Annotated in this window: 24 protein-coding genes and 1 pseudogene; 15 read left to right on the top strand and 10 right to left on the bottom strand. The window is 65.1% G+C overall.

What is annotated here, in order from left to right:
- Positions 1-56 precede the first annotated feature (56 nt).
- A complete protein-coding gene (locus tag KCN53_RS06265; protein ID WP_207790583.1) occupies positions 57-1,250 on the bottom strand; it encodes a PQQ-dependent sugar dehydrogenase in 1,194 nt (397 codons plus the stop codon).
- A 127-nt stretch (positions 1,251-1,377) separates the two neighbouring features.
- On the opposite strand from KCN53_RS06265, the gene rimP reads away from it, so the two are divergent.
- From rimP to pnp, 10 genes are all read left to right on the top strand, one after another.
- Positions 1,378-1,911, top strand: a complete 534-nt coding sequence (gene rimP / locus KCN53_RS06260) for a ribosome maturation factor RimP (protein WP_317988407.1) — start codon at positions 1,378-1,380, stop codon at positions 1,909-1,911.
- Between the two features lie 13 nt (positions 1,912-1,924).
- Positions 1,925-3,520 carry a transcription termination factor NusA gene (gene nusA, locus KCN53_RS06255; protein WP_088710940.1) on the top strand — a complete coding sequence of 532 codons (1,596 nt, stop codon included), beginning with the start codon at positions 1,925-1,927 and terminating at the stop codon, positions 3,518-3,520.
- Positions 3,501-4,145, top strand: coding sequence for a DUF448 domain-containing protein (locus tag KCN53_RS06250; protein ID WP_172406132.1), 645 nt, complete (start codon positions 3,501-3,503; stop codon positions 4,143-4,145). Before nusA ends, KCN53_RS06250 begins: the two co-directional genes overlap by 20 nt.
- A gap of 17 nt (positions 4,146-4,162) precedes the next feature.
- Positions 4,163-6,877, top strand: coding sequence for a translation initiation factor IF-2 (infB, locus tag KCN53_RS06245; RefSeq protein WP_088710942.1), 2,715 nt, complete (start codon positions 4,163-4,165; stop codon positions 6,875-6,877).
- A 3-nt stretch (positions 6,878-6,880) separates the two neighbouring features.
- Positions 6,881-7,417 carry a DUF1697 domain-containing protein gene (locus KCN53_RS06240; protein WP_088710943.1) on the top strand — a complete coding sequence of 179 codons (537 nt, stop codon included), beginning with the start codon at positions 6,881-6,883 and terminating at the stop codon, positions 7,415-7,417.
- Between the two features lie 2 nt (positions 7,418-7,419).
- Positions 7,420-7,839 (top strand): 30S ribosome-binding factor RbfA, encoded by a 420-nt coding sequence (gene rbfA, locus KCN53_RS06235; RefSeq protein WP_088710944.1) that lies wholly within the window; start codon positions 7,420-7,422, stop codon positions 7,837-7,839.
- A gap of 62 nt (positions 7,840-7,901) precedes the next feature.
- Positions 7,902-8,294, top strand: a complete 393-nt coding sequence (locus KCN53_RS06230) for a DUF6491 family protein (RefSeq protein WP_088710945.1) — start codon at positions 7,902-7,904, stop codon at positions 8,292-8,294.
- 63 nt (positions 8,295-8,357) lie between these two features.
- Complete coding sequence (gene truB / locus KCN53_RS06225) at positions 8,358-9,293, top strand: tRNA pseudouridine(55) synthase TruB (RefSeq protein WP_088710946.1); 936 nt, start codon at positions 8,358-8,360, stop codon at positions 9,291-9,293.
- 18 nt (positions 9,294-9,311) lie between these two features.
- Complete coding sequence (gene rpsO / locus KCN53_RS06220; RefSeq protein WP_088710947.1) at positions 9,312-9,581, top strand: 30S ribosomal protein S15; 270 nt, start codon at positions 9,312-9,314, stop codon at positions 9,579-9,581.
- A 167-nt stretch (positions 9,582-9,748) separates the two neighbouring features.
- Complete coding sequence (pnp, locus tag KCN53_RS06215; protein ID WP_088710948.1) at positions 9,749-12,070, top strand: polyribonucleotide nucleotidyltransferase; 2,322 nt, start codon at positions 9,749-9,751, stop codon at positions 12,068-12,070.
- A 74-nt stretch (positions 12,071-12,144) separates the two neighbouring features.
- Here pnp and KCN53_RS06210 read toward each other — a convergent pair whose 3' ends face one another.
- The 6 genes from KCN53_RS06210 to KCN53_RS06185 form a co-directional block, all read right to left on the bottom strand.
- A complete protein-coding gene (locus KCN53_RS06210; protein WP_088710949.1) occupies positions 12,145-13,074 on the bottom strand; it encodes a polysaccharide deacetylase family protein in 930 nt (309 codons plus the stop codon).
- 64 nt (positions 13,075-13,138) lie between these two features.
- Positions 13,139-14,959, bottom strand: coding sequence for a flavin-containing monooxygenase (locus KCN53_RS06205; RefSeq protein ID WP_088710950.1), 1,821 nt, complete (start codon positions 14,957-14,959; stop codon positions 13,139-13,141).
- 86 nt (positions 14,960-15,045) lie between these two features.
- Entirely contained in the window at positions 15,046-15,876 is an 831-nt protein-coding gene (locus tag KCN53_RS06200; RefSeq protein WP_143712150.1) for a hypothetical protein, read from the bottom strand.
- 60 nt (positions 15,877-15,936) lie between these two features.
- Entirely contained in the window at positions 15,937-16,749 is an 813-nt protein-coding gene (locus KCN53_RS06195; protein WP_088710952.1) for an enoyl-CoA hydratase-related protein, read from the bottom strand.
- A gap of 129 nt (positions 16,750-16,878) precedes the next feature.
- Entirely contained in the window at positions 16,879-17,274 is a 396-nt protein-coding gene (locus KCN53_RS06190; RefSeq protein WP_088710953.1) for a VOC family protein, read from the bottom strand.
- The gene (locus tag KCN53_RS06185) at positions 17,264-18,097 is read right to left on the bottom strand and encodes an HpcH/HpaI aldolase/citrate lyase family protein (RefSeq protein WP_088710954.1); all 834 of its coding nucleotides are present in this window, start codon (positions 18,095-18,097) and stop codon (positions 17,264-17,266) included. The genes KCN53_RS06190 and KCN53_RS06185 overlap by 11 nt, the downstream gene beginning before the upstream one ends.
- Positions 18,098-18,171: 74 nt before the next feature.
- Here KCN53_RS06185 and KCN53_RS06180 point away from each other — a divergent pair.
- From KCN53_RS06180 to KCN53_RS06160, 5 genes and pseudogenes are all read left to right on the top strand, one after another.
- Positions 18,172-19,158 (top strand): annotated as a pseudogene (locus tag KCN53_RS06180) (NAD(P)H-dependent flavin oxidoreductase); the annotation flags it as partial.
- A 109-nt stretch (positions 19,159-19,267) separates the two neighbouring features.
- Positions 19,268-20,068, top strand: coding sequence for an enoyl-CoA hydratase/isomerase family protein (locus KCN53_RS06175; RefSeq protein ID WP_088710956.1), 801 nt, complete (start codon positions 19,268-19,270; stop codon positions 20,066-20,068).
- Between the two features lies 1 nt (position 20,069).
- Entirely contained in the window at positions 20,070-20,846 is a 777-nt protein-coding gene (locus KCN53_RS06170) for an SDR family NAD(P)-dependent oxidoreductase (RefSeq protein WP_088710957.1), read from the top strand.
- 31 nt (positions 20,847-20,877) lie between these two features.
- Entirely contained in the window at positions 20,878-21,594 is a 717-nt protein-coding gene (locus tag KCN53_RS06165) for a DUF1499 domain-containing protein (protein ID WP_088710958.1), read from the top strand.
- Positions 21,594-22,007 carry a DUF1499 domain-containing protein gene (locus KCN53_RS06160; RefSeq protein ID WP_088710959.1) on the top strand — a complete coding sequence of 138 codons (414 nt, stop codon included), beginning with the start codon at positions 21,594-21,596 and terminating at the stop codon, positions 22,005-22,007. The genes KCN53_RS06165 and KCN53_RS06160 overlap by 1 nt, the downstream gene beginning before the upstream one ends.
- A 111-nt stretch (positions 22,008-22,118) precedes the next feature.
- Here the strand turns inward: KCN53_RS06160 and KCN53_RS06155 are convergent, their stop codons facing one another.
- The 3 genes from KCN53_RS06155 to scpA form a co-directional block, all read right to left on the bottom strand.
- Positions 22,119-22,289, bottom strand: coding sequence for a hypothetical protein (locus KCN53_RS06155; RefSeq protein WP_172406133.1), 171 nt, complete (start codon positions 22,287-22,289; stop codon positions 22,119-22,121).
- Between the two features lie 101 nt (positions 22,290-22,390).
- Positions 22,391-23,521, bottom strand: a complete 1,131-nt coding sequence (locus KCN53_RS06150; RefSeq protein ID WP_224199391.1) for an alpha/beta hydrolase-fold protein — start codon at positions 23,519-23,521, stop codon at positions 22,391-22,393.
- Positions 23,518-25,665 (bottom strand): methylmalonyl-CoA mutase, encoded by a 2,148-nt coding sequence (gene scpA / locus KCN53_RS06145; RefSeq protein WP_088710960.1) that lies wholly within the window; start codon positions 25,663-25,665, stop codon positions 23,518-23,520. Before scpA ends, KCN53_RS06150 begins: the two co-directional genes overlap by 4 nt.
- Positions 25,666-25,752: the final 87 nt, after the last annotated feature.

Raw genomic sequence — 25,752 nt, 5'->3', positions numbered from 1 at the left:
CGCAGGTTTACGTCTCACCCTAGCGCAATCTTTCCCGATGATCCGTGGGCGGAGGCTCAGCGAGCCGGCCTCAGGCGCAGCAGGCGCCCGCCTTCGCCGCCACGTTCATCCTCCAGCACATATAGCAGGCCGTCGGGACCCTGCTCGAGTTCGCGTATGCGCTGGCCCATGTCGTAGCGGTCGAGTTCCCTGACAGCGCCAGGCTCGAGGGCAACATTGATGATGGCCCGGCTCGAAAGGCCGCCGATCAGCCCCGTGCCCTGCCAGCCGGGAAAGGCCTCTCCGTCGTAAATGACGAAACCGGCCGGTGAGATGACGGGCGTCCAGCTTTCCTCCGGATCGTCATATTCGCTGGTGGTATCATGGTCGGGAATGTCGCGGCCGTCATAATGCTGGCCGTTCGAAACGCGCGGCCAGCCGTAATTGTGGCCCGCTTCGACCAGGTTCACCTCGTCCCCGCCGCGCGGACCCATTTCGTGAGTCCATAGCCGACCCGCCTCGTCGAAGGCGATGCCGAGCAGGTTGCGATGGCCGTAGGACCAGATCTGCGGCGTCACTCCGGACTGGCCGGCGAAGGGATTGCCCTCTGGAACCGAGCCGTCTTCGTTCAGGCGGATGACCTTGCCCAGATTGGCCTCGAGATCCTGTGCGGGCTCCAGTTTCTGGCGGTCGCCGGAGGTGATCCAGAGATAGTCCTCGGGACCGAAGGCGAGCCGGTGGCTGTAATGGCCGCGCCCGGTCACCTTGGGAGCCTGCCGCCAGATGACTTCGGCGTTCGTAAGGGAGCAGCCTTCGACACCCTCGCAGTCCAGCGTACCGCGCATAACGGCGGCGCCCCGCGTATCGCCATCGCCGGCCTCGGCGAATGAAACATAAAGGATATTGTTGTCGGCGAAGTCCGGGTGCGGAAGCACGTCGCCCAGGCCGCCCTGCCCGCCATAGTCGACCGTTGGCATACCGCCGACGCTGCCCATCTGCAGCCCGGCATAGCCCGAAAGCTGCACGATCTTCATCGTGCCGGGCTTTTCGGTGACGAGAAGCCGGCCATCCGGCAGGAAGGTCATGGCCCAGGGTTCGTCGAAACTGCCCAGCTCCTCGATGGAAAAAGGATCACCGTCCGCGACCTGGTCCGTTTCCTCTGCGCTCGGCGGATAGGTCAGACTGGTCTCGGAATCCTGCGCGGCGACGTCTTCGCCACCATTGCATGCCGCCAGCGCGAGCGCTGCCATCGATGTGATCGTGCGAAGCATTGGGGGTTCCCTCCGGCCTTATGGATAGTCTTGCCGAACTGAACGCCTGCGCCTATATTCGGTTCATCTTCCACATGGGTAACCTTCTGGAAGTCGGCCCGGAGCCCCGGACCGGCACCAGAGGCGCTTGCCCGCACAACGGTTGGAAACGAGGCACGCCCTGGCCGATATCGAGGCCCTGACAGCAATGATCGAACCCGTTGTCACGCGGCAGGGATTCGAACTCGTGCGCGTGCAGATGATCAATACCGAAGCCGGTCCGACGCTGCAGGTCATGGCGGAGGACGAAGCCGGCCTGCTGCACATCGATCAGTGCGCCGCGCTCAGCCGCGAGATTTCGGAACTTCTCGACGAGACCGATCCCATCGAGGGCGAGTATAATCTCGAAGTGTCCTCTCCCGGCATCGACCGACCGCTGACGCGCGCCAAGGATTTCTCCCTCTGGTCGGGCCACAAGGTGCGGATCCAGCTGGTCGAGGCGGTCGAAGGCCGCAAGAAGATGCAGGGTACGCTTCTGGGCATCGACGGCGATGCTGTGAAGGTGCGCCTCGAGGATGGCAGCGGACAGGAATTCCTGATCCCCCGCAGCGAGATTCACAGCGCGAAGCTCGTGCTGACCGACGACCTAATCGCGGCGACGCAGCCGCAGCAGATGAACTGAGGACGAGACGACCATGGCAAGCTCAGCCGTTACCGCGAACCGCGCCGAACTCCTGGCGATCGCCGATGCCGTTGCGCGCGAGAAGTCGATCGACCGCATGATCGTCATCGAGGCGATGGAAGAGGCCATTCAGAAGGGCGCGCGCGCCAAATACGGCCAGGAAAACGACATTCGCGCCAAGATGGACCCGAACACCGGCGAAGTTCGCCTGTGGCGCGTCCTCGAGGTCGTCGAAGCGCCTGAAGAGCCGTTCACGCAGGTGACCCTCGAAAAGGCTAGGAAGATCGATCCGGAAGCCGCGCTCGGCAGCCTCGTCATCGACCCGCTGCCGCCCATCGAGTTCGGCCGCATCGCAGCCCAGGCGGCCAAGCAGACCATCGTCCAGAAGGTCCGCGATGCCGAGCGCGAACGCCAGTTCGAAGAGTTCAAGGACCGCATCGGCGAAATCACGACGGGCATCGTGAAGCGCGTCGAGTTCGGCCACATCGTCGTCGACCTGGGGCGCGCAGAGGGCGTCATTCGCCGCGACGAACAGATTCCGCGCGAGAATCTGCGCGTCGGCGACCGGGTGCGCTGCTACATCAAGGATGTGCGCCGCGAACCGCGCGGGCCGCAGATCTTCCTCTCCCGCTCGGCCGGCGAGTTCATGAAGAAGCTGTTCGCGCAGGAAGTGCCGGAAATCTACGACGGCATCATCGAGATCAAGTCGGTCGCCCGCGACCCGGGCAGCCGCGCGAAGATCGGCGTCATTTCCTATGACGGCAGCATCGATCCCGTCGGCGCGTGCGTCGGCATGAAGGGCAGCCGCGTGCAGGCCGTCGTGCAGGAACTTCAGGGCGAGAAGATCGACATCATCCCCTGGTCCGAGGACACCGCCACCTTCGTCGTCAACGCGCTGCAGCCGGCCGAAGTCGCGAAGGTCGTCATCGATGAGGACGAGAACCGCATCGAAGTCGTCGTTCCGGACGACCAGCTCTCGCTCGCGATCGGCCGCCGCGGCCAGAATGTGCGTCTCGCCAGCCAGATTTCCGGTCACCAGATCGACATCCTGACCGAGGACGAGGAATCCGAGCGCCGGCAGAAGGAATTCACCGAGCGCTCCGAGATGTTCCTGGAAGAGCTGGAACTGGACGAAACACTCTCGCAGCTGCTCGTTGCGGAAGGCTTCGCCGAGCTGGAGGAAGTCGCCTATATCGAGCGTGACGAACTCGCAGCCATCGAAGGGCTGGACGAGGAAATCGCCGAAGAGCTGCAGAGCCGCGCGCATGAGGCGCTGGAGCGGCGCGAGGCCAATTATCGCGAGAAGCGCCGCGAGCTCGGCGTGTCGGACGACCTGGCGGAAATCGACGGACTGACCGAGAAGATGCTCGTCACTCTCGGCGAAAACGGCATCAAGACGCTCGACGATCTTGGCGACCTAGCGACCGACGAACTGATCGGGCGCGGCAGTCGCAATGCCGGCATTCCGGAAGGTTTCCTGCGCGGCTACGACCTTAGCGAGGAAGACGCCAACCGCATGATCATGGCGGCGCGCGCGCACTGGTTCGACGATGAGGAGGAGGACACGTCGTCCTCCGAGGAGGTCGCTCATGCGGACAGCGACCAATGACCCCCAGCGAACGTGCATATTAAGCGGTAGGCAGGCCGGCCCGGATCAGCTGATCCGGCTGGCGCTCTCTCCTGACGGGCATGTGCTCCCCGATCCGGCCGCGAAGGCGCCGGGGCGCGGGGCCTGGATCGGCGTGAGCGCCGAAGATGTTCGCAGCGCGCAGGGTTCGGGCAAGCTTCGCGGTGCGCTCGGCAGGGCGTTCAAGGGCGATGCGCGCTCGGTTCCCGACGACCTGGCCGCGGCGATCGAGGAAGAACTCGCACGCCGGGCGTTCGACCGCATCGGTCTCGAAACCCGCGCCGGACATCTGAGCTTCGGCTTCGAACGCGTGCTGTCGGCAGCGCGCAGTGGCGATGCTCGCCTGCTGCTCCATGCGGCTGATGCCGCCGATGACGGCGTGCGCAAACTGGACAGCGCCTTGCAATCGGGCCGTCCGGGGGCCAAGTCAATCCGCCTACCGGCCGGCCGGGAGCGTCTCTCCATGGCGGTCGGGCAGGCGAACGTGGTACATGCTGCTTCAACGAACGCTGGAGCGGCGACGCGTATCGAGGCTGCCACCGATCGGTGGCGAGCCTTTTGCGGCCTTGAGGAAAGAAATGGCGGGCGCCCAGCGCCGGCCATGTAGGTTATGTGAAGGACTGTATGAGCGACGAAAAGAAAACCCTCGGCACCCGCAAACCCCTCGGCGTCAAGAAGACCGTCGATGTGGGCAAGGTGCAGCAGCAGTTCTCGCACGGCCGCAAGAAATCGGTAGTCGTGGAACGCAAGCGCCGCTTCGTGAAGAAGCCGGGCGAGCAGGAACAGGCGAAGGAAGAGCCGGCGCAAGACGCCGCACCTGAGGCGGCACCCGAGCGGCCGAAGATGCCGGAAGCGCCGAAGCCGCCTTTCACGCCGAATCCGTCCGCGCCGCCCGCGCCGCCGAAGCCGGCTCCCAAGGCGAAGGAATCCGAGGAGGCACCGGCCGCCAAGCCCGAGACGGCGCCCGAGCCTTCTCCCCAGCCCTCCGAGGACGCGAAGCCCGCGGCCGAAACCGCAGCTACCGAGGCGCCTGAGAAAAAGGCCGAGGCAGCGCCCGGGAAGAAGGCCGAGGCAGCGCCCGCTCCGGCGTCGCGCCAGCGCCGTCCCGCCCCGACGCCGCCGCAGACGCAACTGTCGCGCCGCGAACTGCAGGACAAGCTGCTGCGCGAGGCCGAGGAAGAGCGCCTCCGCTTCGCCGAGGAAGCGCGCCGCCGCGAGGACGAACGGCGCCAGAATCAGCAGGAAGAAGAAGCCCGCCGCGCCGAAGAGAATCGCCGCCGCGAGGAAGAGGAGGCCCGTCTCGCCGCCGAGCGCGAGAAGGCCGAGCGCGAAGCTGCCGAACGTGCTGCCGCGCAGCCCGAACCGGCGGCAGAGCCTGAGCCCGACCGCAAGAAGGAAAGCCGCAAGAAGGACGACCGCAAGCCGGCCCCGTCCCGCGGCGGACGCGGCGAGCGCAAGTCCGGCAAGCTGACCATCTCCTCCGCCACGCGCGGCGAAGACAGCCGCGTGCCGTCGATGGCCCGGCTGCGCCGGATGCGCGAGAAGGAAAAGCGCGAAGGCCAGTTCAACCCCGCCGAGGCGAAGAAGCAGGTTCGCGAAATCGTTGTTCCCGAAGCGATTACCATTCAGGAGCTTGCGAACCGCATGGCCGAACGCGGTGCGGACCTGGTCAAGAAGCTGTTCGAGCAGGGCGAAATGGTCACGGTCAACCAGACCATCGACCAGGACACTGCCGAACTGCTGGTCGAGGATTTCGGCCACAAGGTGAAGCGCGTCAGCGATGCCGACGTCGAACTCGGCCTCAGCCGCAGCGAGGATGACGAGGCCAGCCTGCAGCCGCGTCCCCCGGTGGTGACGATCATGGGCCATGTCGATCACGGCAAGACGTCGCTGCTCGATGCCCTGCGCGGCACCGACGTCACGCGCGGCGAAGCCGGCGGCATCACGCAGCATATCGGCGCCTATCAGGTGACCCCGAAGAATTCGGGTCCGATCACCTTCCTCGATACGCCGGGCCACCAGGCCTTCTCCGAGATGCGCGCGCGCGGTGCGAACGTGACCGACATCGTCGTGCTGGTCGTGGCCGCCGACGACGGGCTGATGCCGCAGACGATCGAGGCCATCAACCACACGAAGGCCGCCGGCGTGCCGATGATCGTGGCCATCAACAAGATGGACAAGGAAGGCGCCGACCCCACCCAGGTCCGCACGCGCCTGCTCGAGCATGAAGTGATCGTCGAGGAAATGTCCGGCGACGTGCAGGACGTCGAGGTCTCGGCGCTGAAGAAGCAGAATCTCGACAAGCTGATCGAGGCGATCAACCTGCAGGCCGAACTGCTCGAACTGAAGGCGAACCCAGACCGGGATGCCGAGGCCACCGTGGTCGAGGCGAAGCTGGACAAGGGCCGCGGGCCGGTTGCCACCGTCCTCGTCAACAAGGGCACGCTGCGCCGCGGCGACATCTTCGTCGTCGGCGCCCAGCAGGGCAAGGTCCGCGCTCTGGTCGACGAGCATGGCAAGCAGGTTAAGGAAGCCGGACCGGCCAAGCCCGTCGAGGTGCTCGGCCTGTCGGGCGTTCCCATGGCCGGCGATACGCTGACCGTCGTCGAGAATGAGAGGCGCGCCGCCGAAGTGGCGGAATACCGCGCCGAGCAGCTGAAGAAAAAGCGGCTGGCGACGGCGCCCACCAGCGTCGATGCCATGTTCGGTGCGCTTGCCGACAAGACCGAGGAATATCCGGTCGTCGTCAAGGGCGACGTCCAAGGCTCGGTCGAGGCGATCGTCTCCGCGCTGCACGAGATTTCGACGGACGACATCAAGGTTCGCGTGCTGCATTCCGGTGTCGGTGCGATCACCGAGTCGGATGTCACGCTTGCTGCCGCCTCGGGTGCGCCCATTTACGGCTTCAACGTCCGCCCGAACGCCAATGCGCGTCAGGCGGCGGAAAAGCAGGGCTCAGAGCTGCGTTACTACGATGTCATCTACGACCTGATCGACGAGACGAAGGCCGCCATGGCCGGTCAGCTGGGTCCGGAGCGGATCGAGAATGTCGTCGGCCGCGCCGAGATCAAGGAAGTCTTCCCCGCCGGCAAGACCGGCAAGGCCGCCGGCATGCTGGTGACCGAGGGCGTGTTGAAGCAGGGCATCCGCAGCCGCATCACGCGCGACGACGTCATCATCTATAACGGCAAGATCGACAGCCTTCGCCGGTTCAAGGACGATGTCGACGAAGTCCGGGCGGGTCTGGAATGCGGCGCCGTGTTCGAGAACTTCAAGGACATCAAGGCAGGCGACTTCCTCGAGACGTTCGAGATCGAGGAACGCGAACGGGTCCTCTAGTCGATGCCGCTTTATGCCGCCCTGTTCGGTAGCCTGAACACGGGCGGCAACCGGCTCAAGATGAGTGAACTCGTGACTTGCTGTCAGGCGATTGCGGGCTTTCGCAACGTCTCCTCCGTGCTTGCGAGCGGCAACCTGCTGTTCGATCATGAAGGGGGCTCGCTCGCCGACCTTCAGAAAGACCTGACCGAAGCGGTCCGGGCGGAGTTCGGCTTCGACAGCCATGCGGTGGTTCGCGACCGGGACGGCCTTGCGGCGGGCCTCACGGGCAATCCCTTTGCGGCGGATGGCGATCCCAAGTTCGTCCACACGCACTTCCTGCAGGAGGAGGTGGACGAGGCCCGTCTCGCGAAGCTGGCTGAGGCCAATCCAGGGCGGGAGCGACTGGCGAGGGGCGGCGCTGACATCTACATCGATTTCGTCGATGGAGTGGGACGCAGCAAGCTGACCCGCCCCTTCCTGCACCGCCATCTGGGAACCGAAGGCACCGCCCGGAACATGAGCAGTATCGGGAAAATTCTCGCGAAGCTGGACGAATAGACATGCGGCACAATGAATCCGAACAGGGCCGGTCGGTCCGCCTGCTGAAGGTCGGCGAGCAGATCCGCCATACCCTTTCCGAGGTCCTTCAGCGGCGCGAAACAAACGACCCCGATCTCGACGCCATGATTATTTCCGTCTCCGAAGTGCGGGTCTCGCCCGATCTTCGCCATGCCACCGCCTTCGTGAAGTCGATCGGCGGCGATGACGAGGCCATGCTTGCCGCGCTGAAGCGCAACGTGAAGCCGCTGCGTGGGCAGGTGGGCCGGTCACTGACGACGAAATACACGCCCGAGCTGAAGTTCCTCCTCGACGAAAGCTATGAGGAAGCCAGCCGCATCGACGCGCTCCTTCGGTCACCCGAAGTCGCCCGGGACCTCGACGACGACGAAGACGAGGAGCCCGGTCACGGCGCCGCCTAGTCCGGCGGGTCGGTGGAGGTCCGGTCACGCTGGGTTCAGCCCCTGTCTGTCATGACAGGATCATGAAGACGATCCTCGCTTGCGCGGCCGCGCTGGCCGTACTTGCCGTCTCCCCGGCAAGCGCCGAGACAGGAGACCCGGCGTCACCTTACGGCGAAGAAGCCCGTATCCCCTTCGCCAATCATGGCGGCATCCGGAATTTCCGGGTCGTGGACCGCGAAACACTGCTGATCGAAGGACGCGGCGACCGCTGGTACCGGGCCGAATTATTTGCCCCCTGTTTCGGCCTCCGCCATTCGCTCGCTTTGGGCTTCGACACCGACTTCAGCAGCAGTTTCGACCGGTTCGGCAAAATCGTCACCCGCGATCAGACCTGCCAGGTGCGCAGCCTGGTGCGCATTCCCGATCCCGACCTGCCGCGAGATGCCGCGGAGAACGACCCGAAGGCGGGATAACGGCTCCGACCGTCTCATCCGGCGCTTGACCGGCGAGGTGCGGCGGGCCACCTCGCCCGCCTGATGAGCGCCCCTTCACCCCCTCCCACCGGCTCTCCGGCCTCCCTTCACGGCTGGATCATCCTCGACAAGCCGCTCGGCATCACCTCTGCCCACGGTGTGGCGAAGGTGAAGCGGCTGATGCGCGCGGAGGGACTGAAAAAGCCGAAAGTCGGCCATGGCGGCACGCTCGATCCTCTGGCGACCGGCGTCCTTCCCATCGCGCTCGGTGAAGCCACCAAGCTGACCGGGCGCATGCTGAACGGCGACAAGGCCTACGACTTCACCATCGCATTCGGGACGGCGACCGCGACCGACGATGCCGAGGGCGAAATCGTCGCGACGAGCGATGTTCGGCCGACATGTGCTGAGGTCGAGAGCGTCCTTCCCAGCTTTACCGGACCGATCCGGCAGCACCCCCCGGCCTATTCGGCGCTGAAGGTAGACGGCGAACGCGCCTATGCCCGCGCGCGGCGGGGCGAGGATGTCGACCTGCCCGCCAGAGAGGTAACGGTGCATGCGCTCGGAACCGGTGACGCTTTGCCCACTGGCCCTCTCGACGCGATCACGCTCTCGGCGCGGGTCTCGAAGGGCACCTATATCCGGTCGCTGGCGCGCGACATTGCCGATGCGCTCGGGACCGCGGGTCATGTGTCGATGTTGAGACGCACGCAGTGCGGCCCCTTCGACCTTGAAAATGCGATTTCAGTGGACATGTTGGAAAGGCGCGCTAGGGAGCGCGGCCTTGGAAGCATGGTGCTTCCGATGACGGCAGGGCTGGACGACATCCCGGCTTTATCCGTCACCCCCCGAGAGACCGACAGGCTGATGCACGGCCAGCGGCTCGAGGGACGTCCCGAACCGGACGGCAGCTACATCGCGATGGACGGCAACACGCCCGTCGCGCTGGTTTCGCTTTGCGAAGGCACCGTCAGCATCGACCGGGGCTTCAATTTCTAGCTTATGTAAGGAGGCACGATGTCGATCACGCCGGAGCGCAAGGAAGCGCTGATCAAGGAACATGCCCGCGAAGAGGGCGACACCGGGTCCCCCGAAGTGCAGGTCGCGATCCTGACCGAACGGATCGCCAACCTGACCGAGCATTTCAAGGACCACCACAAGGACAACCACTCGCGCCGCGGTCTTCTGATGCTGGTCAACAAGCGCCGGAAGCTGCTTGACTATCTGAAGAAGAAGGACGAGGCGCGCTACCAGGCGATCCGCCAGAAACTGGGTCTGCGCCGCTAGGGCGAGACCGACGAATTCCGACGGGCGCCCCCGCGTGAGGGCGCCCGTTTCGTATCCGATCACGCGAATGTGAAGGCCGGCGCCGCCATGGGGGCGCGCACCGGTAGTAGGCAGCCGGGCGGGCATATCAGCTTCGTTTTCCCGGCTAACAGGAAAGACGAAGACATATGTTCGATATCCATAAAGTAGAGACGCAGTGGGGCGGCGAGACGCTGACCCTCGAGACGGGCCGTATCGCCCGTCAGGCCGACGGCGCGGTGCTCGCGACGCTCGGCGAAACCGTCGTCCTTTGCGCCGTGACCGCCGCCAAGTCGGTGAAGGAAGGCCAGGACTTCTTCCCGCTGACCGTCCACTATCAGGAAAAATTCTCCGCTGCGGGACGCATTCCCGGCGGCTTCTTCAAGCGTGAAGGCCGCCCGACCGAGCATGAGACGCTCACCAGCCGCCTGATCGACCGTCCGATCCGCCCGCTGTTCCCGGAAGGTTTCTACAACGAAATCAACGTGATCTGCCAGGTCATGTCCTATGACGGCGTGAACGAGCCCGACGTGGTTGCCATGGTCGCCGCCTCTGCCGCGCTGACGATTTCCGGCGTGCCCTTCATGGGCCCCATCGCCTGCGGCCGCGTCGGCTATGTCGACGGCGAATATGTCCTCAACCCCAGCCGCGACATCGAGGGCTCCAGCCTCGACCTGGTCGCCGCCGGGACGCAGGACGCCGTTCTGATGGTCGAGAGCCAGGCACAGGAACTGCCCGAAGACGTGATGCTCGGCGCGGTCATGTTCGCCCATGAACATGGCAAGGGCGTCATCGACGCGATCATCGAGCTTGCCGAGAAGGCCGCCAAGGAACCCTGGGAGCTGACGCTGCGCGACGAGCAGGCCGAAGCCGACAAGGAAACCATGCGCGCTGCCGTCGGCAGCAAGATCGCCGACGCCTACAAGCTGACGGCGAAGCAGGACCGCCAGGACGCGCTTTCGGCTGCCAAAGAAGAGGCGATGGCCGCTCTCGGCGACGACCTCGACGCCAACCGCAAGTCGAAGGCGAACAAGAGCTTCAAGAAGCTCGAAGCCGAGATCGTCCGCGGCGGTATCATCAAGGACAAGACCCGCATCGACGGCCGCAAGCTGGATCAGGTTCGCCCGATCGAGGCCGAAGTCGCCGTCCTGCCGCGCACCCACGGCTCGGCGCTGTTCACCCGCGGCGAAACGCAGTCGATCTGTACGACGACTCTCGGCACGGCCGATTCCGAGCAGATGATCGACGCCATTTACGGCATCAGCCACGAGCATTTCCTCCTGCACTACAACTTCCCGCCCTATTCGGTCGGTGAAGTCGGCCGCTTCGGGGCGCCGGGCCGCCGCGAAGTGGGTCATGGCAAGCTGGCGTGGCGTGCGCTGCGCGCTGTCCTGCCGACGAAGGAAGAGTTTCCGTACACGATCCGCGTGATCTCCGACATCACCGAGTCGAACGGGTCTTCCTCGATGGCGACCGTCTGCGGCGGATCGCTCGCCATGATGGACGCCGGCGTGCCGCTGAAGCGGCCGGTCTCCGGCATCGCCATGGGCCTGATCCTGGAAGAAAGCGGCGAATTCGCCGTGCTTTCCGACATCCTGGGTGACGAGGATCACCTTGGTGACATGGACTTCAAGGTCGCCGGCACGTCCGAGGGCATCACCAGCCTGCAGATGGACATCAAGGTCGCGGGCATCACCGAAGAGATCATGAAGACGGCGCTCGACCAGGCGAAGGGCGGCCGTGCGCACATTCTCGAGAAGATGGAAGATGCCCTCGGCGGCGCCCGTGAAGGCGTGTCGAAGCATGCTCCGCGCATCGAGACGCTGACGATCGCCAAGGAGAAGATCCGCGACGTCATCGGCACGGGCGGCAAGGTCATCCGCGAAATCGTCGCGGAAACCGGCGCCAAGGTCGATATCGAGGACGACGGCACGGTGAAGGTCTCCTCCTCCAATGCCGACGAAATCGAAGCCGCGATCAACTGGATCAAGGGCATCGTCGAAGAGCCCGAAGTCGGCCACATCTACAAGGGCAAGGTCGTCTCCATCGTCGACTTCGGCGCGTTCGTGAACTTCATGGGCCAGAAGGACGGCCTGGTTCACATTTCCGAGCTGAAGAACGAGCGCGTCGGCAAGGTGACCGACGTCCTCGAGGAAGGCCAGGAAGTCTATGTGAAGGTGCTCGCCGTCGACGATCGCGGCAAGGTGCGCCTGTCCATGCGCGTCGTCGATCAGGAAACCGGTGAAGAGCTGGAAGACACCCGTCCGCCGCGTGAGGAAGGCGACCGCGAGGGCGGCGACCGCAAGCGCCGTGGCCGCGGTGGACGCGGCAATGACCGTGGCGGCGACCGCGATGGTGGCGACCGTGGAGGCGACCGGGGCCGTGGCCGCGGACGCCGCGACGACAAGAAGAGCGATGACGACGGCGCCGATGCGCCGCTGCCGGACTTCATTTCCGGCGGCGACGACTAAGCGTCAGCCCCGCAGCTGAAACGAAGAAGGGGAGGCCTCACCGCCTCCCCTTTTTTGTGAATTCCGCTCGCGGTCTAACCGCGCAGCCGCGCCCGGGCATCGTCCATCAGCGGGACGAAGCCGGACAGGAACCCGTCGAACTCCGCGTCCGACACGCTGCGACCGTCGAGGAAGCGCGGAATGTTGTAGGGATCCGTCTCAGGCGTAGTCAGGCCGCTCTCGCAGGTCGTGGCCGACACGACCCCGAACTTTTCCAGTGCACCGCGCACATCTTCGCGCAGGATCCCGCTCGGAAAGCAGAAATGGCTGAGCGAGTTGCCAGGCACACCCGCCCGCACCAGCGCATCGCGATTGTCGGCAAGCTCCGTCACCACATCCTCGCCCAGCTTATGACGATGGGTGTGGAGCTGGATATCGAGCCCCTTGGCGCGGACCTCTTCCAGTTCGGCGGGCGTCATCAGGTGAAACTGCCGCCGATGATACCAGTCGAGCGGCACACCCACCGCCTCGCTATAGGCAAGAAGCGCGCGCTCTTGCTCTTCGGCGGAGCGGCTGTTCAGGTCGCTGGGCGGCTCGACGGCAGTGGCCGCGGCAGAGGTCAGAAACTCCAGCGTCTTGTTCGGGATGGGCGCTTGCCGCTCCATATACCAGGTCGTCATGTAGAGCGTGGCCGGCAGCCCGTAGCGAGCGAGCGTGTCGGCCATGATCGGTGTCGCCGCCCAGCCGTCGTCGATCGTGATCGCCGCCGCTCCGCTGGGCAGGCTGCCATCCTGCAAGCGGGCAAGAGCCTCGCCCAGCGGCAGGACCGGGCGACCGCTTGCCGACAGCCGCTTCATGCGGCGGTCGAACAGCCTGGGCGGAATGAACAGCCTGTCGCCGAATTCATAGCCGGGAGTCACCCACAACCCATGATAGCACAGGACTCTCAGGGACCGCCGGGTCAGCCGGTTCGTCAGGGCATAGACGCCCGCTGCGCGCCCTAGGTTGAAGAGAAGCTGCTTCACTTGATCTCACACCTCGTGCGGCGGTTCCGGGCGGCGATGGCTCACCGCCCAGTTTGGCCGCCCCTCAGCGGAGTTCAAGCCCTTCCATGTCCCCAGCCTTGCGCCACTCGGCGAGCAGCTTGTTGAAGGCGTTTATGCCCCCGGGATAGGGCGTGTTCTGCAGCGCCGCGTCGTCAGGCTGGCCTTCATGATTGTAATAGCCGGGCGTACATTCGGCGAGGAAGTCGCGGTTCGGCGCCGCAGCCGCCATTTCGCGGATCATGTCGACCCAGGCCGTCTCGGCCTCCTTCGACACCTCGACGATATGCGCCTGCCGCTTCTGCGCTTCGTCGATGATATAGCCGATATGGATGGCAAGATCGTCGAACATGTTGGTCATGTTCGGGGAAAAGCCATTCTGGTTCACGCCGATGTTGAACCAGTTGGGGAAGCCGTGGCTTGCCACGCCGTGCAGAGTGCGGATGCCCCCGCCCCAGTGATCGAACAGCGACACGCCCCCGCGACCTTCGATCTCGAAATCCATGCGGCGCGTAGCAGCCGTCGTAATCTCGAAGCCGGTCGCATAGATAATGCAGTCCAGCTCGATCTCCTCGCCATTCGCGACGACGCCCGTCTTCGTAATGCGCTCGACGCCCTTTGCGTCGGAGACATCGACCAGGTGGACGCTGTCCTTGTTGAAGGCGGCGAGATACTGGTCGTTGAACGTCGGCCGCTTGCAGAACAGGCGGTACCAGGGTTTCAGCCCCTCGGCCTTTTCCGGGTCGCCGACCTCCTCGTCCACGCGGGCACGGATGTCGTTCATCTTCTGGAAGTCGGCGATCTCGGTCATTTCCCTGACCGTCTCCGGGTCAAGCTTGCCGCCCTCGGCGATCCGCTGCTGGGCGATGAAGCCGATCCGGTGGGCAAGGTCGGTCCAGCCATCATTGACCAGATCTTCCTGCTGCGGCTCCCCGAAGATGATCGCGGCGAAATTCTCGCGCCGCTTCCGCTGCCAGCCGGGCTCCAGGCTGTCATACCAGTCCGGATCGGTCTCGCTGTTGCGGCGCAGGTCGACCACCGACGGGGTGCGCTGGAAAACGTACAGTTCCTTCGCATGTTCGGCGACGTGCGGCACGCACTGGATCGCCGTCGCGCCGGTGCCGATGACCCCCACCCGCTTGTCCGCCAGCTTCGTCAGCCCGCCGGAATGATCGCCGCCGGTATAGTCATAGTCCCAGCGGCTCGTGTGAAAGCTGTGCCCTTCATAGTCCTCGATGCCCGGGATGCCCGGCAGCTTCGGGCGGCTGGCCGGCCCCACGGCGGTCACGACGAACCGGGCGCGGATGTCGTCGTCGCGGTTCGTCTCGATGCGCCAGCGCTTCAGGTCCTCGTCCCAGCGCAGCGCCTTCACGCGCGTCTGGAAGATCGCATCCTTGTACAGGTCGTAATATTTCCCCACCGCCTGGCTGTGCGCGAAGATTTCCGGAGCGAAGGAATATTTGTCCTTCGGCATGTACCCCATCTCCTCGAGGAGAGGCAGGTAGCAGTAGCTCTCGATATCGCACTGGGCCCCGGGGTAGCGGTTCCAGTACCAGGTGCCGCCGAAGTCCGACCCGGTTTCGATGATCTTCAGATTGTCGAAGCCGCGCTCGCGCATCCGCGCCGCCGCCATCATGCCCGAAAAGCCGCCGCCGATGATGGCGACGTCGATCTCAAGGTTCAGCGGATCGCGGGTGAAATCCGGGTCGGCATAGGGATCGTCCTCGGAATAGGACGCGAACTTCCCCCCCGCCTCGACATATTGATTTTCGCCGTCCTGCCGGATGCGCTTGTCGCGTTCATGCCGGTACCTCTTTCTCAACTCGTCCGGATCGAAGTCGAGAGATTCCTTGAAATCGGTGGCCATCTTCATCCTCCCCAGGATGCTGCGTACAGGGAGGAGCATGCGCCCGGTGGGCCGCGAAGGTCACCGCGCGGAAATGGCAGCCCTCACTAGAAAGTGAGGCGCAGTCTTCTAATCCCTACTCCGAGGACGCCGAGGGCGAACAGGCCGAGAGGGTAAGGCGCCGGGACGTTCGACAGGCGCCCGACGGCGATGCCGCTGATCGAGGAGAGGTAGGACGAGGTAACGAACGGCGACAGAGCGCCCGTGCTGCCGTCGATCCGGTAGACGGTGCTGCTGGGGCCGACCGAGAGGAAATCGCTGCCGAAGGCGTCGACATCCTCGGTAATGATCGATTTGAAGACCGCCGCTTGCTCCACCACGCCGTTGTCGCCGAGTTCGTAAATCAGGCCATTGCCGTTGGCTGCCACGTAAAGCTGCCCGGACTTGGGATCGACGCCGAGACCATGGGCGTGAAAGGACAGGCGCCCGCCCGGCAGGTCCACCGCCTGGCCGGTCGCCAGATCGTAGGCCTCGACCGTCTGCTCGGCCTCCAAGATGCCGTAGAGCCGGCCGCCCGAGACCGCCCCGCCCTGGAACCCATATTGGCCGGACAGGACGACGCTGGTCGCGCCGGTCGCCACGTCCATGCCGATGACCTTCGATCCGTAGCGGTCTAGGAGCAGAAGACGGCCGAGGTCGACGTCATAGGCCATGCCCATGACCTGGCTGACCGGAATTGCCGGACCGACAGACCCGATGACACGCTCGACGCCGGTGAAGCTGTCATACTCGGTGACATTGCCCGCCTGGTCGGAAAGATAGACGATCGCCGCAGACGCGGGACCGCCCGTCGCCAGCGCGGCAAGCGCCGCCAGGGCCAGCCAGACAATCTTACGCACGAACAGCATATATCCGCTGACAAGCAAGAATCTTGCCACGTCGAGAAAACAACGCCTTAGGCAGGATTATCCTGGTCAATGGTAAACCCTGCCGACGGTCTAGCGGCCCTCGAAGCTCGGCTTCCGCTTTTCCAGGATCGCGCTGACGGCCTCCTTGTGATCCTCCGTCTGTTGCAGCACCCCCTGCATGACGGCGGCCTCGGCGAGACTGTCCGCCAGCGACTGAACCTGGGCCTGCCGCATCAGGCGCTTCGCCTCGCGCAGCGCGCCGGGTGGCTGGCTGGCAATCGCCTCGGCAATTTCATGCGCGCGGGTCAGGAGAGCTTCGTCCTCGACCATTTCGGTCACCAGCCCCCAGTCGAGCGCCTTCGGCGGCGCGACGCCCTCTGCCGTCAACAGCATGTGCATGGCGCGCGGATAGCCGATGACGCGGGGAAGCAGCCAGGCTCCGCCGTCGCCGGGAATGATGCCGACGCGAAGGAAGCTTTCCGCAAAGCGTGCGCTCTCCCCGGCAATGCGAATGTCCGCCATGCAGGCAAGGTCGCAGCCCGCGCCGATCGCATGGCCGTTGACCGCCGCGACGACGGGAACGGAAATCTTCTCGAAGGTCAGCGGAATACGCTGGATGCCGCGCCGATACCATTCGGCGATCTCCAGCGGCGTCTTTTCCGCCGACAGCTTGCGGATCTCGTTGAGATTGCCGCCGGCGCAGAAGCTCTTGCCCTCGCCCGTCAGCACGACGCAGGACACGCCCTCGTCGGCATCGGCCCGCTCGAGCGCCGCGATCAGCGCTTCGATCACATCGCCTGCGAGAGGATTGCGCATGTCGGGGCGGTTCAGCGTCACCCGGACCACCTTGCCGGACTGTTCGTAGAGGACGGGATCGGCGGTCGCTGCACCGGCGTCGGACATGGGCGGGATACCTTTCGGGCGGGGATTGGTGAAGACGCTGCCTATAGGAGGCCGTGCGCCCAGCGGTCCACTGGCGCTTTACCGGGTGAGCCGCAGGGCGGATGCCGCCTCCGCCTCAGTCGGCGGGCTTTACTCGAAGCTGGCGCTCGGGTCGGGTTCCCACAACTCGATGGCATTGCCCTCGGGGTCATGGATGCGGGCGAACCGGCCGACGCCCGGCGCATCCCATTCCGGATCGGTCAGCACCTCTATGCCGGCAGCGTTGAACTGCTCCAGCAGGCTGTCGAGGTCCGATACGCGCAGATTGATCATGAACTGGCGGTCGGCGTCGAAATAGTCGCTGTCCGCCTTGAAGGGCTGGAAGACCATCGGGCCGGCCAGCGTATTCCAGACATATTCATTGCCGTGACGTTCGCCCGCCGGGCCGAACCCGCCGCCCATCCCCAGATGCTCGCCGTACCAGGCCTGCAAAGCCTCCGGATCCTTCGCGCGAAAGAACAGGCCCCCTAGTCCCTCAACCGGCATGTTCCGCCTCCCCAGCCAGCATAAGCGTGCGCCGCGCCTCCTCCAGGTGGAGCCGCTCCGTCATGCGTCCCTTCACCTTTAGCACACCCGCTTCGGGCTGGGCAGCGAAAGCCGCGACGACCGCGCGCGCATGCTCCAGCTCTTCTTCGGACGGCGAAAAGGCGCGATTCGCGATCTCGAGCTGAGAGGGATGGATCAGCGTCTTGCCGTCAAATCCGAGCAGGGCGCCGTCGGCACATTCGGCGGCGAGTCCCTCATCGTTGCCGATATCGTTGTAGACGCCGTCGAGCGCCGCGATGCCGTTCGCCCGCGCGGCCAGCACCGTTTGCTGAAGGGCGACGCGAAAGGCATCCCGTCCCGGGGTTATCGGCGCGTGCATCTCCTTCGCCAGGTCGTTCGTGCCGACGACCAGCGCCGCAAAGCCGGAGGCCGCAATCCGGTCGGCCTCGAGGACGGCGCGCGGCGTCTCGATCATGGCCCATTGCACCATCCCGTCGAAGCGGTCGGCGGCGGCCTCCACCTTCGGAAAGAGGACGGCATCCGGCCCGGCATCGCGCGCCATGATCAGGTCCTCTCCGTGCCAGGGGGTGCCCGCGCCGTTGATACGGATGACGACCTCGCGCGGACCATATCCGCCCGCGCGAACCGCCTCCGCCACCAGCCGGCGCGCCTCGGCTTTCTGATCGGGAAGCACGGCGTCCTCCAGGTCGAAAATCACGACGTCCGCGTCCAGCGTCTTCACCTTTTCCAGCGCACGGGCATTGCTGCCGGGCATGTAGAGGCAGGACCGGCGGCGGCGAAAGGAAGCGGAAGTCTGGGTCATGCGCTGGCCTTTTGGGGGGCTGGCTGTTGGCGGCTACCCCCGTTTAGGGCAGGGCGGCACAGACAGAAAGCCACAGCGGAGCAGCAGCCATGAAGACTCGCATTACCGAAATGTTCGGCATCAAGCATCCCATCGTCCAGGGCGGCATGCACTATGTCGGCTTTGCCGAAATGGCAGCCGCCGTCTCCAATGCTGGTGGCCTGGGCATCATCACCGGCCTGACGCAGGGAACGCCCGAGAAGCTGGCGAACGAAATCGCGCGCTGCAAGGACATGACCGACAAGCCCTTCGGTGTGAACCTCACCTTCCTGCCCGCGGTGAACCAGCCCGACTATCCGGGCCTCGTGAAGGCGATCATCGACGGCGGCGTGAAGATCGTCGAGACTGCGGGCAACAATCCGCAGCAGGTCGTCGGCCCGCTCCACGATGCCGGCATCAAGATCATCCACAAATGCACCAGCGTGCGTCACAGCCTGAAGGCGCAGTCGATCGGCTGCGACGCGGTCTCCGTCGACGGGTTCGAATGCGGCGGCCATCCGGGCGAAGACGATGTCACCAACTTCATCCTGCTGCCGCGCGCGGCCGATGAGCTGGAAATTCCCTTCGTCGCCTCGGGCGGCCAGGCTGACGGCCGCAGCCTCGTCGCCAGCCTCGCCTTCGGTGCGGACGGCATCAACATGGGCACGCGCTTCATCGCCACCAAGGAAGCGCCGGTGCACGAAAATGTGAAGCAGGCGCTCGTGGAGGCCTCCGAACTCGACACCCGCCTTGTCATGCGTCCGCTGCGCAATACCGAGCGCGTCCTCACTAACGATGCGGTCGAACGGCTGCTGGAGAAGGAAAAGCAGCTCGGCAGCGACATCAAGTTCGAGGACATCGTCGAGGAAGTGGCCGGCGTCTATCCGAAGATCATGTCGGACGGCGAAATGGACGCGGGCGCCTGGTCCTGCGGTCAGGTCGCGGGTCTGATCTACGACATCCCGACGGTTCAGGAGCTGGTCGACAAGATCATGAGCGACGCCGAGAGCATCATCCGCGAGCGGCTCGCCGGCCTGCTCTAGAGACCTCCATCCGCGGGGTGAGCGGCGCATGGCCGCTGCCCCCCCGCGAAAGGAGAGGTTCAACACGGTTCCCTTTCGCGCACAGTCCGGCCGCGAAAGGGGATCCTATATGAAAACGCTCGAACTGGAGCGGGATGGCGGCGTCGAACGCGTGACGCTCGACCGTCCGGACAAGCTGAATGCACTGAACAGGACGATGGTGGACGAGCTGCGGGACTATTTCCGCGGGCTCTCCGACCGGCCCGAGGTGCGGGTCGTCGTCCTGCAGGCGAACGGCCGCGCCTTCTGCGCGGGGCTCGACCTTGCCCCCGAGGGCCGCGAGGAAAAGGGCGTCGGCACAAACGGGCCGCACCAGGGCCTCGCCTGGCAGCGCCGCATCGCGGAAATCTACATGGCGATGCGCTACTGCCCGCAGCCGATCATTTCGCTGGTCAACGGCGCGGCCTGCGGCGGCGGCTTCTCGCTGGCGCTGGCCTCGGACATCCGCATTGCCAGCGAGAGCGCCCGCATGAACTGCGCCTATATCCGCATCGGCCTCGGCGGCTGCGACATGGCTTCCTCCTATTTCCTGCCGCGGCTCGTCGGCGCTTCGCTCGCGTCCGAATTGATTCTCACCGGCAAGTTCATCGACGCGCAGCGCGCGCATGCCCTCGGCCTTGTCTCCAAGGTGGTTCCCGATGCCGAGCTGAGATCTGCAGCAGACGAGGACATCGACCTGATGCTGACGACGAACCCGCTCGGACTGCGCATGTCGAAAGAGGCGATGCGCATGAACTTCGACGCACCCAGTCTCGAACATGCCATCGCGCTCGAGGATCGGCAGCAGATCCTCTTGTCGCAGACCGAAGACGCAAAGGAAGCCGGCCGCGCCTTTTTCGAGAAGCGCCGCCCGAACTGGAAAGACGCCTGACATGACCGACTATGCCCTACCCAACGTCAGCCACGATCTTAGCGGCGAGGTCGCCATCGTTACCGGCGCCACGTCCGGCCTTGGCCGCCGCTTCGCGCGCACTCTTGCAGCCGCCGGCGCGAAAGTCGCGATTTCCGGCCGGCGCGAGGACCGGCTTTCCGAAGTGAAGGCGGAGATCGAGGCAGATGGGGGCACCTGCCATGCGGTTCGCTGCGACGTAACCGATGCCGACGATCTGAAAGCGCTCGTTCAGGCCGCGGAAGACGCGCTCGGACTGGTCACCATCCTCGTCAACAATGCCGGCATCCCCGATGCCCAGTTCGCAACCAAGATGGAAGTGGAGCTGATCGACCTCGTCCTCGACACCAACGTGCGCGCGCCCTTCATCCTGTCGGCCGAGGTCGCGAAGCGGCTAATCGCGGCGAAACGAACGGGCCGTATCGTCAATATCTCCAGCGCTGCGGCCTTCAGTTATGGGGGGCACGGCGCGGCGCTCTATTCGGTCAGCAAGGCGGCGGTGGTTCGCATGACCGAGACCCTGTCGGTCGAGTGGGCCCGCTTCCGCATCAACGTCAATGCCATCGCGCCGGGCGCCTTCCATTCGGAAATGCTCGCCGGAATGCTGGAGCGCGTCGGCGACATGTCGAAGAGCTTCCCGCGCGGCCGTATCGGCGAACCGCCCCAGCTCGATTCCACATTGCTGTTTCTCTGTTCACCCGCGTCAGACGTGGTAACGGGAACGGTGGTACATGCGGACGACGCACAGGGCCCGCGCTAACCGGCGCCGACTTGCAAGGGGACTTTGACCGATGCTTACCAGTCGCCTCTCCACCATCGCGCTGATCGGCGCGCTGGTTGCCGCCGGGATCGTCGTTCTGGCCGGCCCTCTCCACCGGTTCGGGGTCCCCTTCGGCACGGTGTTTTCCGCAATGCAGATCGCCGCGATTGCCGCGGCAGCTTTCGCGATTCTGGGCATTATTGCCCTGATCCTCGCCTTTGCGCGGAAGAGGCCCAAGACCGCCGCCATCGCCGCGATCCTGATTGGCGGCGCCGGGTTTCTCGCCCCCGCCTCGATGGCGGCGCAGGCCGGCAACCTGCCCTTCATCCACGATATCACGACCGACACCGACGACCCGCCGGCCTTTGTGGACGTGGTTCCGCTGCGCGCCGATGCGCCCAACCCGGCCGCATATGATCCTGCCGTCGCGGAGCAGCAAAAGGCCGGTTATCCCGACATCGTCCCCCTGCACCTCGACATGCCGCCCGAAGAGGCGTTTGCCCGTGCCCTGGCGGCGGTCGAGGAGTCGGGCTGGGAACTTCACGCCGCCGAACGCGATGAAGGACGTATCGAAGCGACGGCAACGACAGCCTGGTTCGGCTTCAAGGACGATGTGGTCGTACGTGTGCGGCCCGAATCGGGTGGCTCGGTCGTCGACGTCCGGTCCAAGTCCCGCATCGGCCAGAGCGACCTGGGCAAGAATGCTGCGCGTATCCGCGACCTCCTGACAAGGATCGAGACTGGCTGATGCTGAACGACGCGACGACGAACCTCGCTGACCCGCCCCGCTTCGTGTTGCAGGAGAACGGACCGAAGCATTTCGATCCCGACATTGCGGGTGAGCATTCGCAGATCCACCCGGACCTCGACACTCTGAGCGTGGCGGCTCCGAGAGAGGCCGTCTACGATGCGGCCCTGGCGCTTGCGAAGGAAGAAGGCTGGCAGGTCATCGCGCGCGACCCGGCGGCGGGCCAGTTCGAAGCTGTGGCGACGACTCGCATTCTCCGCTTCAAGGACGATGTCGTCGTCCGTGTGCGCGGCGACGAAACGAGTGCCGAGGTGGACATGCGGTCGAAGAGCCGGGTCGGCAAAGGCGATTTCGGCGCCAATGCCAAACGGATCGGCGCGTTCCTGTCGAAGCTCGACGGGAAATTTCCCTGAGCCGCAAATTTCCCTGAGGCCGGGCCGTGAGCCCGAAACGGGCTTCCGGAAAGTCGTCGGCGTCGGGGATCTGGGGTCTCGCGGCGCTGGTCGGGCGCCGGTTGCCGATCGCTAGTCGTCGATCAGGTCGGCGTCGAGATCGTCCTCGTCGGTCTCGGGCAGCGAAATCATGTCCTCGGACCCGAAGCCGCCCTCGCCCTGCTCATAGCTTTCGAGATCCGCCTGCTGATCGAAACCAGCAAATCCGTCTTCCTGCTCGGTCCAGAAGCCGTCGTCGAACATGGGCATACACTCCCTGACAGCCCGCTCGCTTCAAGAACCGGCAGGTACGGGCGGGGGTTGCGCAGTTCGTCGCAAAGGCAGGTGTTTCACGCCCGGGCCAGCTACCTCATGCAGCGAACCGTCATTCCATATTCCGGCGGCAGGGGCTCCGGGCGCGGCAGCAGGAATTGCACCGCCTCCGGCGTCACGGTGTGATAAATGGTGCCGTGAAAGAGGTCGGGCCGCGGATTGATGCAGATGCCTTCGCCTTCGGGCAAAGCTGCCGCGAAACGGACGAACCCCTCGCTGGTCGCGCCGCCTTCATTCGCCGTTGCGAAATAGAGCGGGGGCCGCTCGCCGCCGCTTGCAAGTAGCTCTGCCGCCCCGCGCGCAAGCGCCTGGTCGGACCATTGCAGGCTGGGACTGATCGCTGCGTAGGCATCGAACATGCCGGGATCGCTCAGCCAGGTTTCCACGACGAAGTGCCCCGCTGCGCTCTCTCCGATCAGCACGTTCGGACCGTCGGCCCGGAAATTGGCCTCGACGAGAGGGACGACCTCCTCGCGCAGGAACGTGCGAAACTCCGCGCTATCGCCAGCGGTCGGCCAGCGTTCGCGCTCGCTTGCGTCTTCGGTTTCCGGCAGCAGTTCGCGCTGCCTGTCCTGCGTCTCCACGCCGACCACGATGGCCTCGGCGTTGCGACCCCAGAGGGCGCCCAATTGCACCGTACCGGCGACATGCAGCAGGTCCTGCGCCGTGCCGCCATCCAGCAGATAGAGCACCGGATAGCGCGCATCGGGATCCTCGCCATAGGTCGCGGGCAACACGACGTTCACCTCCCGGCTCTCGCCCAGGGCCACCAGTTCGAACGTCTCCCCGATGACCAGCGGATCGGAGGCGGGCGCTGCCGCCGCCTCGCCATCCTCGCGCGCGATGTCGACGATACGCCGTTCGGTCAGGTCCCACAGGCAGGTCGCCTCGATCAGCGGCCGGATCGACCCGCCCGCATAGGCTTCGCCCTCGGCAGCGCATTGCGCATCGCGAAAGCTCAACCAGGCGCGCTGGGCCGGCAGGAGGCGGGCGCGCTCTTCCTCGCCAAGTTCGGTCCACGCGTCGTTGAGACGCGCATCCGCATCCCGGTAGGCCCGCGCCGCGCAGGCATTCATCTGCAGCTGGGTCTGCGCATCCTCGCAGGCCAGGCTGGGCTGGGCGGCAAGCGCCGCCAGCGCGGCAGTCAGCGTCGCCAGGATCATTCGGCGGCTTCCTCCAGCCCTTCGGGCGGCACATTATGGCCGAGCAGGCGCAGCACCTCTCCCGCCGCGTCGACCAGGTTCGTACCTGGCCCGAAGATCGCCTGCACCCCCGCCTCGCGCAGGAACTCGTAATCCTGGGACGGGATGACGCCGCCCGCGATGACCTTGATGTCGGAGCGGCCGCGCTTCTCGAGCAGCTTGATGAGTTCCGGGATCAGCGTCTTGTGTCCGGCGGCGAGACTAGAGGCGCCGACCACGTCGACATCTCGCTCGATCGCCATGTCGGCCGCCTCTTCCGGCGTCTGGAACAGCGGCCCGGCAGTCACGTCGAAGCCCAGATCGCCGAACGCTGAGGACACCAGATTCGCACCGCGGTCATGACCGTCCTGACCCATTTTCGCGACGAACAGGCGGGGGCGCCGACCCAGGCGGCGCTCGGTCGAATCGACGCCTTCCTTCAGGTTCTCCCATTTCTTCTCGCCCGCATAGGCACCGCCATAAATCCCCTTCACCGGCGTCGGCATGGTGTCATAGCGGCCGAACGCATCCTCCATGGCGTCCGAAATCTCGCCGAGCGTTGCGCGTTCGCGCGCCGCATCTACCGCCAGCGCTAGGAGGTTGCCGTCGCCCTTCGCGCCGTCGCGCAGCGCGTCGAGTGCAGCCTGGCACTTCGCTTCGTCGCGGCTCTCGCGGACCCGGTCGAGACGGGCGATCTGGGACGCCCGGACCTTGTGGTTGTCGACGTCCAGGATGTCGATGTCGTCTTCGCCCGGCAGGCGGTATTTGTTGACGCCGACGATAACGTCTTCGCCGCGGTCCACGCGGGCAGCGCGGGCGGCTGAGGCCTCTTCGATCATCGCTTTCGGCCAACCGGCGGCGACTGCCTTCGCCATGCCGCCTTCGCGTTCGACGCGCTCGATGATCTCCCACGCCGCGTCGACCATCTCCTTGGTCAGCGCCTCGACATAGTAGGAGCCGCCGAGCGGATCGACGACGTTCGTCATCCCCGTCTCTTCCTGCAGGATGATCTGCGTGTTGCGGGCGATGCGGGCGGAAAAGTCGGTCGGCAGGGCGATGGCCTCGTCGAGCGCATTGGTGTGCAGCGACTGCGTGCCGCCGAGCATCGCCGCCATCGCCTCGACCGCCGTCCGCACGACGTTGTTGTAGGGGTCCTGCTCCGTCAGCGACACGCCGGAGGTCTGACAGTGGGTACGCAGCATCTTCGAGCGTTCCGACTGCGCGCCCAGCTGCGTCATCGCCCGGTGCCACAGCGTCCGCGCCGCCCGCAGCTTCGACACCTCCATGAAGAAGTTCATGCCGATGGCGAAGAAGAAGCTCAGACGCCCGGCGAACTTGTCGATGTCGAGACCCGATTCGACGCCCGCTTTCACATATTCCATGCCGTCGGCGATGGTGAAGGCCAGCTCCTGCACCTGCGTCGCGCCGGCTTCCTGCATGTGATAGCCACTGATCGAGATGCTGTTGAAGCGCGGCATGTGGTCGGCGGTGTAGGCGAAGATGTCGGAAATGATCCGCATGCTCGGCTCGGGCGGGTAGATATAGGTGTTGCGGACCATGAACTCCTTCAGAATGTCGTTCTGAATGGTCCCCGAAAGCTTCTCGGGCGCAACGCCCTGCTCCTCCGCGGCGATGATATAGAACGCCATCACGGGAATTACCGCGCCGTTCATCGTCATCGACACCGACATCTCGTCGAGCGGAATCTGGTCGAACAGGATCTTCATGTCCTCGACGGAGTCGATCGCCACGCCCGCCTTGCCGACGTCGCCCGAAACGCGGGGGTGGTCGCTGTCATAGCCCCGGTGGGTGGCGAGATCGAAGGCGACCGACAGGCCCTTCTGACCGGCGGCGAGATTGCGGCGGTAAAAGGCGTTCGATTCTTCCGCGGTCGAGAAACCGGCATATTGCCGGATGGTCCAGGGGCGCCCGGAATACATCGAGGCATAGGGCCCGCGCGTATATGGCGGAAATCCGGGAAGCCCGGGGTCGAGCCCTTCGACATCCTCCGCCGTGTAGAGCGGCTTTACGGTGATGCCCTCCGGCGTTTCCCAGTTAAGGTCCTTGCCCTTCACTTCCTTGTCGGCCTGGGCCTTCCAGTCCTTTACGGTCGGCTTGTCGGACATGGCGAATTCTCCACAACTTCGTTTCTCGCGTCGGCATATCGGGCCGGCACTCTCCCCACTACCCCAACTAAAGAAGGGTGATTGCGG

The sequence above is a fragment of the Pacificimonas aurantium genome (assembly GCF_020092905.1).
GTDB lineage: Bacteria > Pseudomonadota > Alphaproteobacteria > Sphingomonadales > Sphingomonadaceae > Pacificimonas > Pacificimonas aurantium.
This window is presented reverse-complemented; position numbering and strand designations above follow the sequence as displayed.

Excerpts from the sequence above, each read along its gene's own strand:
- KCN53_RS06155 (WP_172406133.1), bottom strand. The coding sequence starts at position 22,289 with ATGTTCGACGACGGCTTCTGGACCGAGCAGGAAGACGGATTTGCTGGT.
- rpsO (WP_088710947.1), top strand. The coding sequence starts at position 9,312 with ATGTCGATCACGCCGGAGCGCAAGGAAGCGCTGATCAAGGAACATGCC.
- KCN53_RS06195 (WP_088710952.1), bottom strand. The coding sequence starts at position 16,749 with ATGTCCGACGCCGGTGCAGCGACCGCCGATCCCGTCCTCTACGAACAG.
- pnp (WP_088710948.1), top strand. The coding sequence starts at position 9,749 with ATGTTCGATATCCATAAAGTAGAGACGCAGTGGGGCGGCGAGACGCTG.
- KCN53_RS06165 (WP_088710958.1), top strand. The coding sequence starts at position 20,878 with ATGCTTACCAGTCGCCTCTCCACCATCGCGCTGATCGGCGCGCTGGTT.
- KCN53_RS06240 (WP_088710943.1), top strand. The coding sequence starts at position 6,881 with ATGCCGCTTTATGCCGCCCTGTTCGGTAGCCTGAACACGGGCGGCAAC.
- rbfA (WP_088710944.1), top strand. The coding sequence starts at position 7,420 with ATGCGGCACAATGAATCCGAACAGGGCCGGTCGGTCCGCCTGCTGAAG.
- KCN53_RS06190 (WP_088710953.1), bottom strand. The coding sequence starts at position 17,274 with ATGCCGGTTGAGGGACTAGGGGGCCTGTTCTTTCGCGCGAAGGATCCG.
- KCN53_RS06185 (WP_088710954.1), bottom strand. The coding sequence starts at position 18,097 with ATGACCCAGACTTCCGCTTCCTTTCGCCGCCGCCGGTCCTGCCTCTAC.
- infB (WP_088710942.1), top strand. The coding sequence starts at position 4,163 with ATGAGCGACGAAAAGAAAACCCTCGGCACCCGCAAACCCCTCGGCGTC.
- truB (WP_088710946.1), top strand. The coding sequence starts at position 8,358 with ATGAGCGCCCCTTCACCCCCTCCCACCGGCTCTCCGGCCTCCCTTCAC.
- KCN53_RS06150 (WP_224199391.1), bottom strand. The coding sequence starts at position 23,521 with ATGATCCTGGCGACGCTGACTGCCGCGCTGGCGGCGCTTGCCGCCCAG.
- KCN53_RS06250 (WP_172406132.1), top strand. The coding sequence starts at position 3,501 with ATGCGGACAGCGACCAATGACCCCCAGCGAACGTGCATATTAAGCGGT.
- KCN53_RS06170 (WP_088710957.1), top strand. The coding sequence starts at position 20,070 with ATGACCGACTATGCCCTACCCAACGTCAGCCACGATCTTAGCGGCGAG.
- scpA (WP_088710960.1), bottom strand. The coding sequence starts at position 25,665 with ATGTCCGACAAGCCGACCGTAAAGGACTGGAAGGCCCAGGCCGACAAG.
- KCN53_RS06265 (WP_207790583.1), bottom strand. The coding sequence starts at position 1,250 with ATGCTTCGCACGATCACATCGATGGCAGCGCTCGCGCTGGCGGCATGC.
- KCN53_RS06230 (WP_088710945.1), top strand. The coding sequence starts at position 7,902 with ATGAAGACGATCCTCGCTTGCGCGGCCGCGCTGGCCGTACTTGCCGTC.
- nusA (WP_088710940.1), top strand. The coding sequence starts at position 1,925 with ATGGCAAGCTCAGCCGTTACCGCGAACCGCGCCGAACTCCTGGCGATC.
- KCN53_RS06205 (WP_088710950.1), bottom strand. The coding sequence starts at position 14,959 with ATGGCCACCGATTTCAAGGAATCTCTCGACTTCGATCCGGACGAGTTG.
- KCN53_RS06175 (WP_088710956.1), top strand. The coding sequence starts at position 19,268 with ATGAAAACGCTCGAACTGGAGCGGGATGGCGGCGTCGAACGCGTGACG.
- KCN53_RS06160 (WP_088710959.1), top strand. The coding sequence starts at position 21,594 with ATGCTGAACGACGCGACGACGAACCTCGCTGACCCGCCCCGCTTCGTG.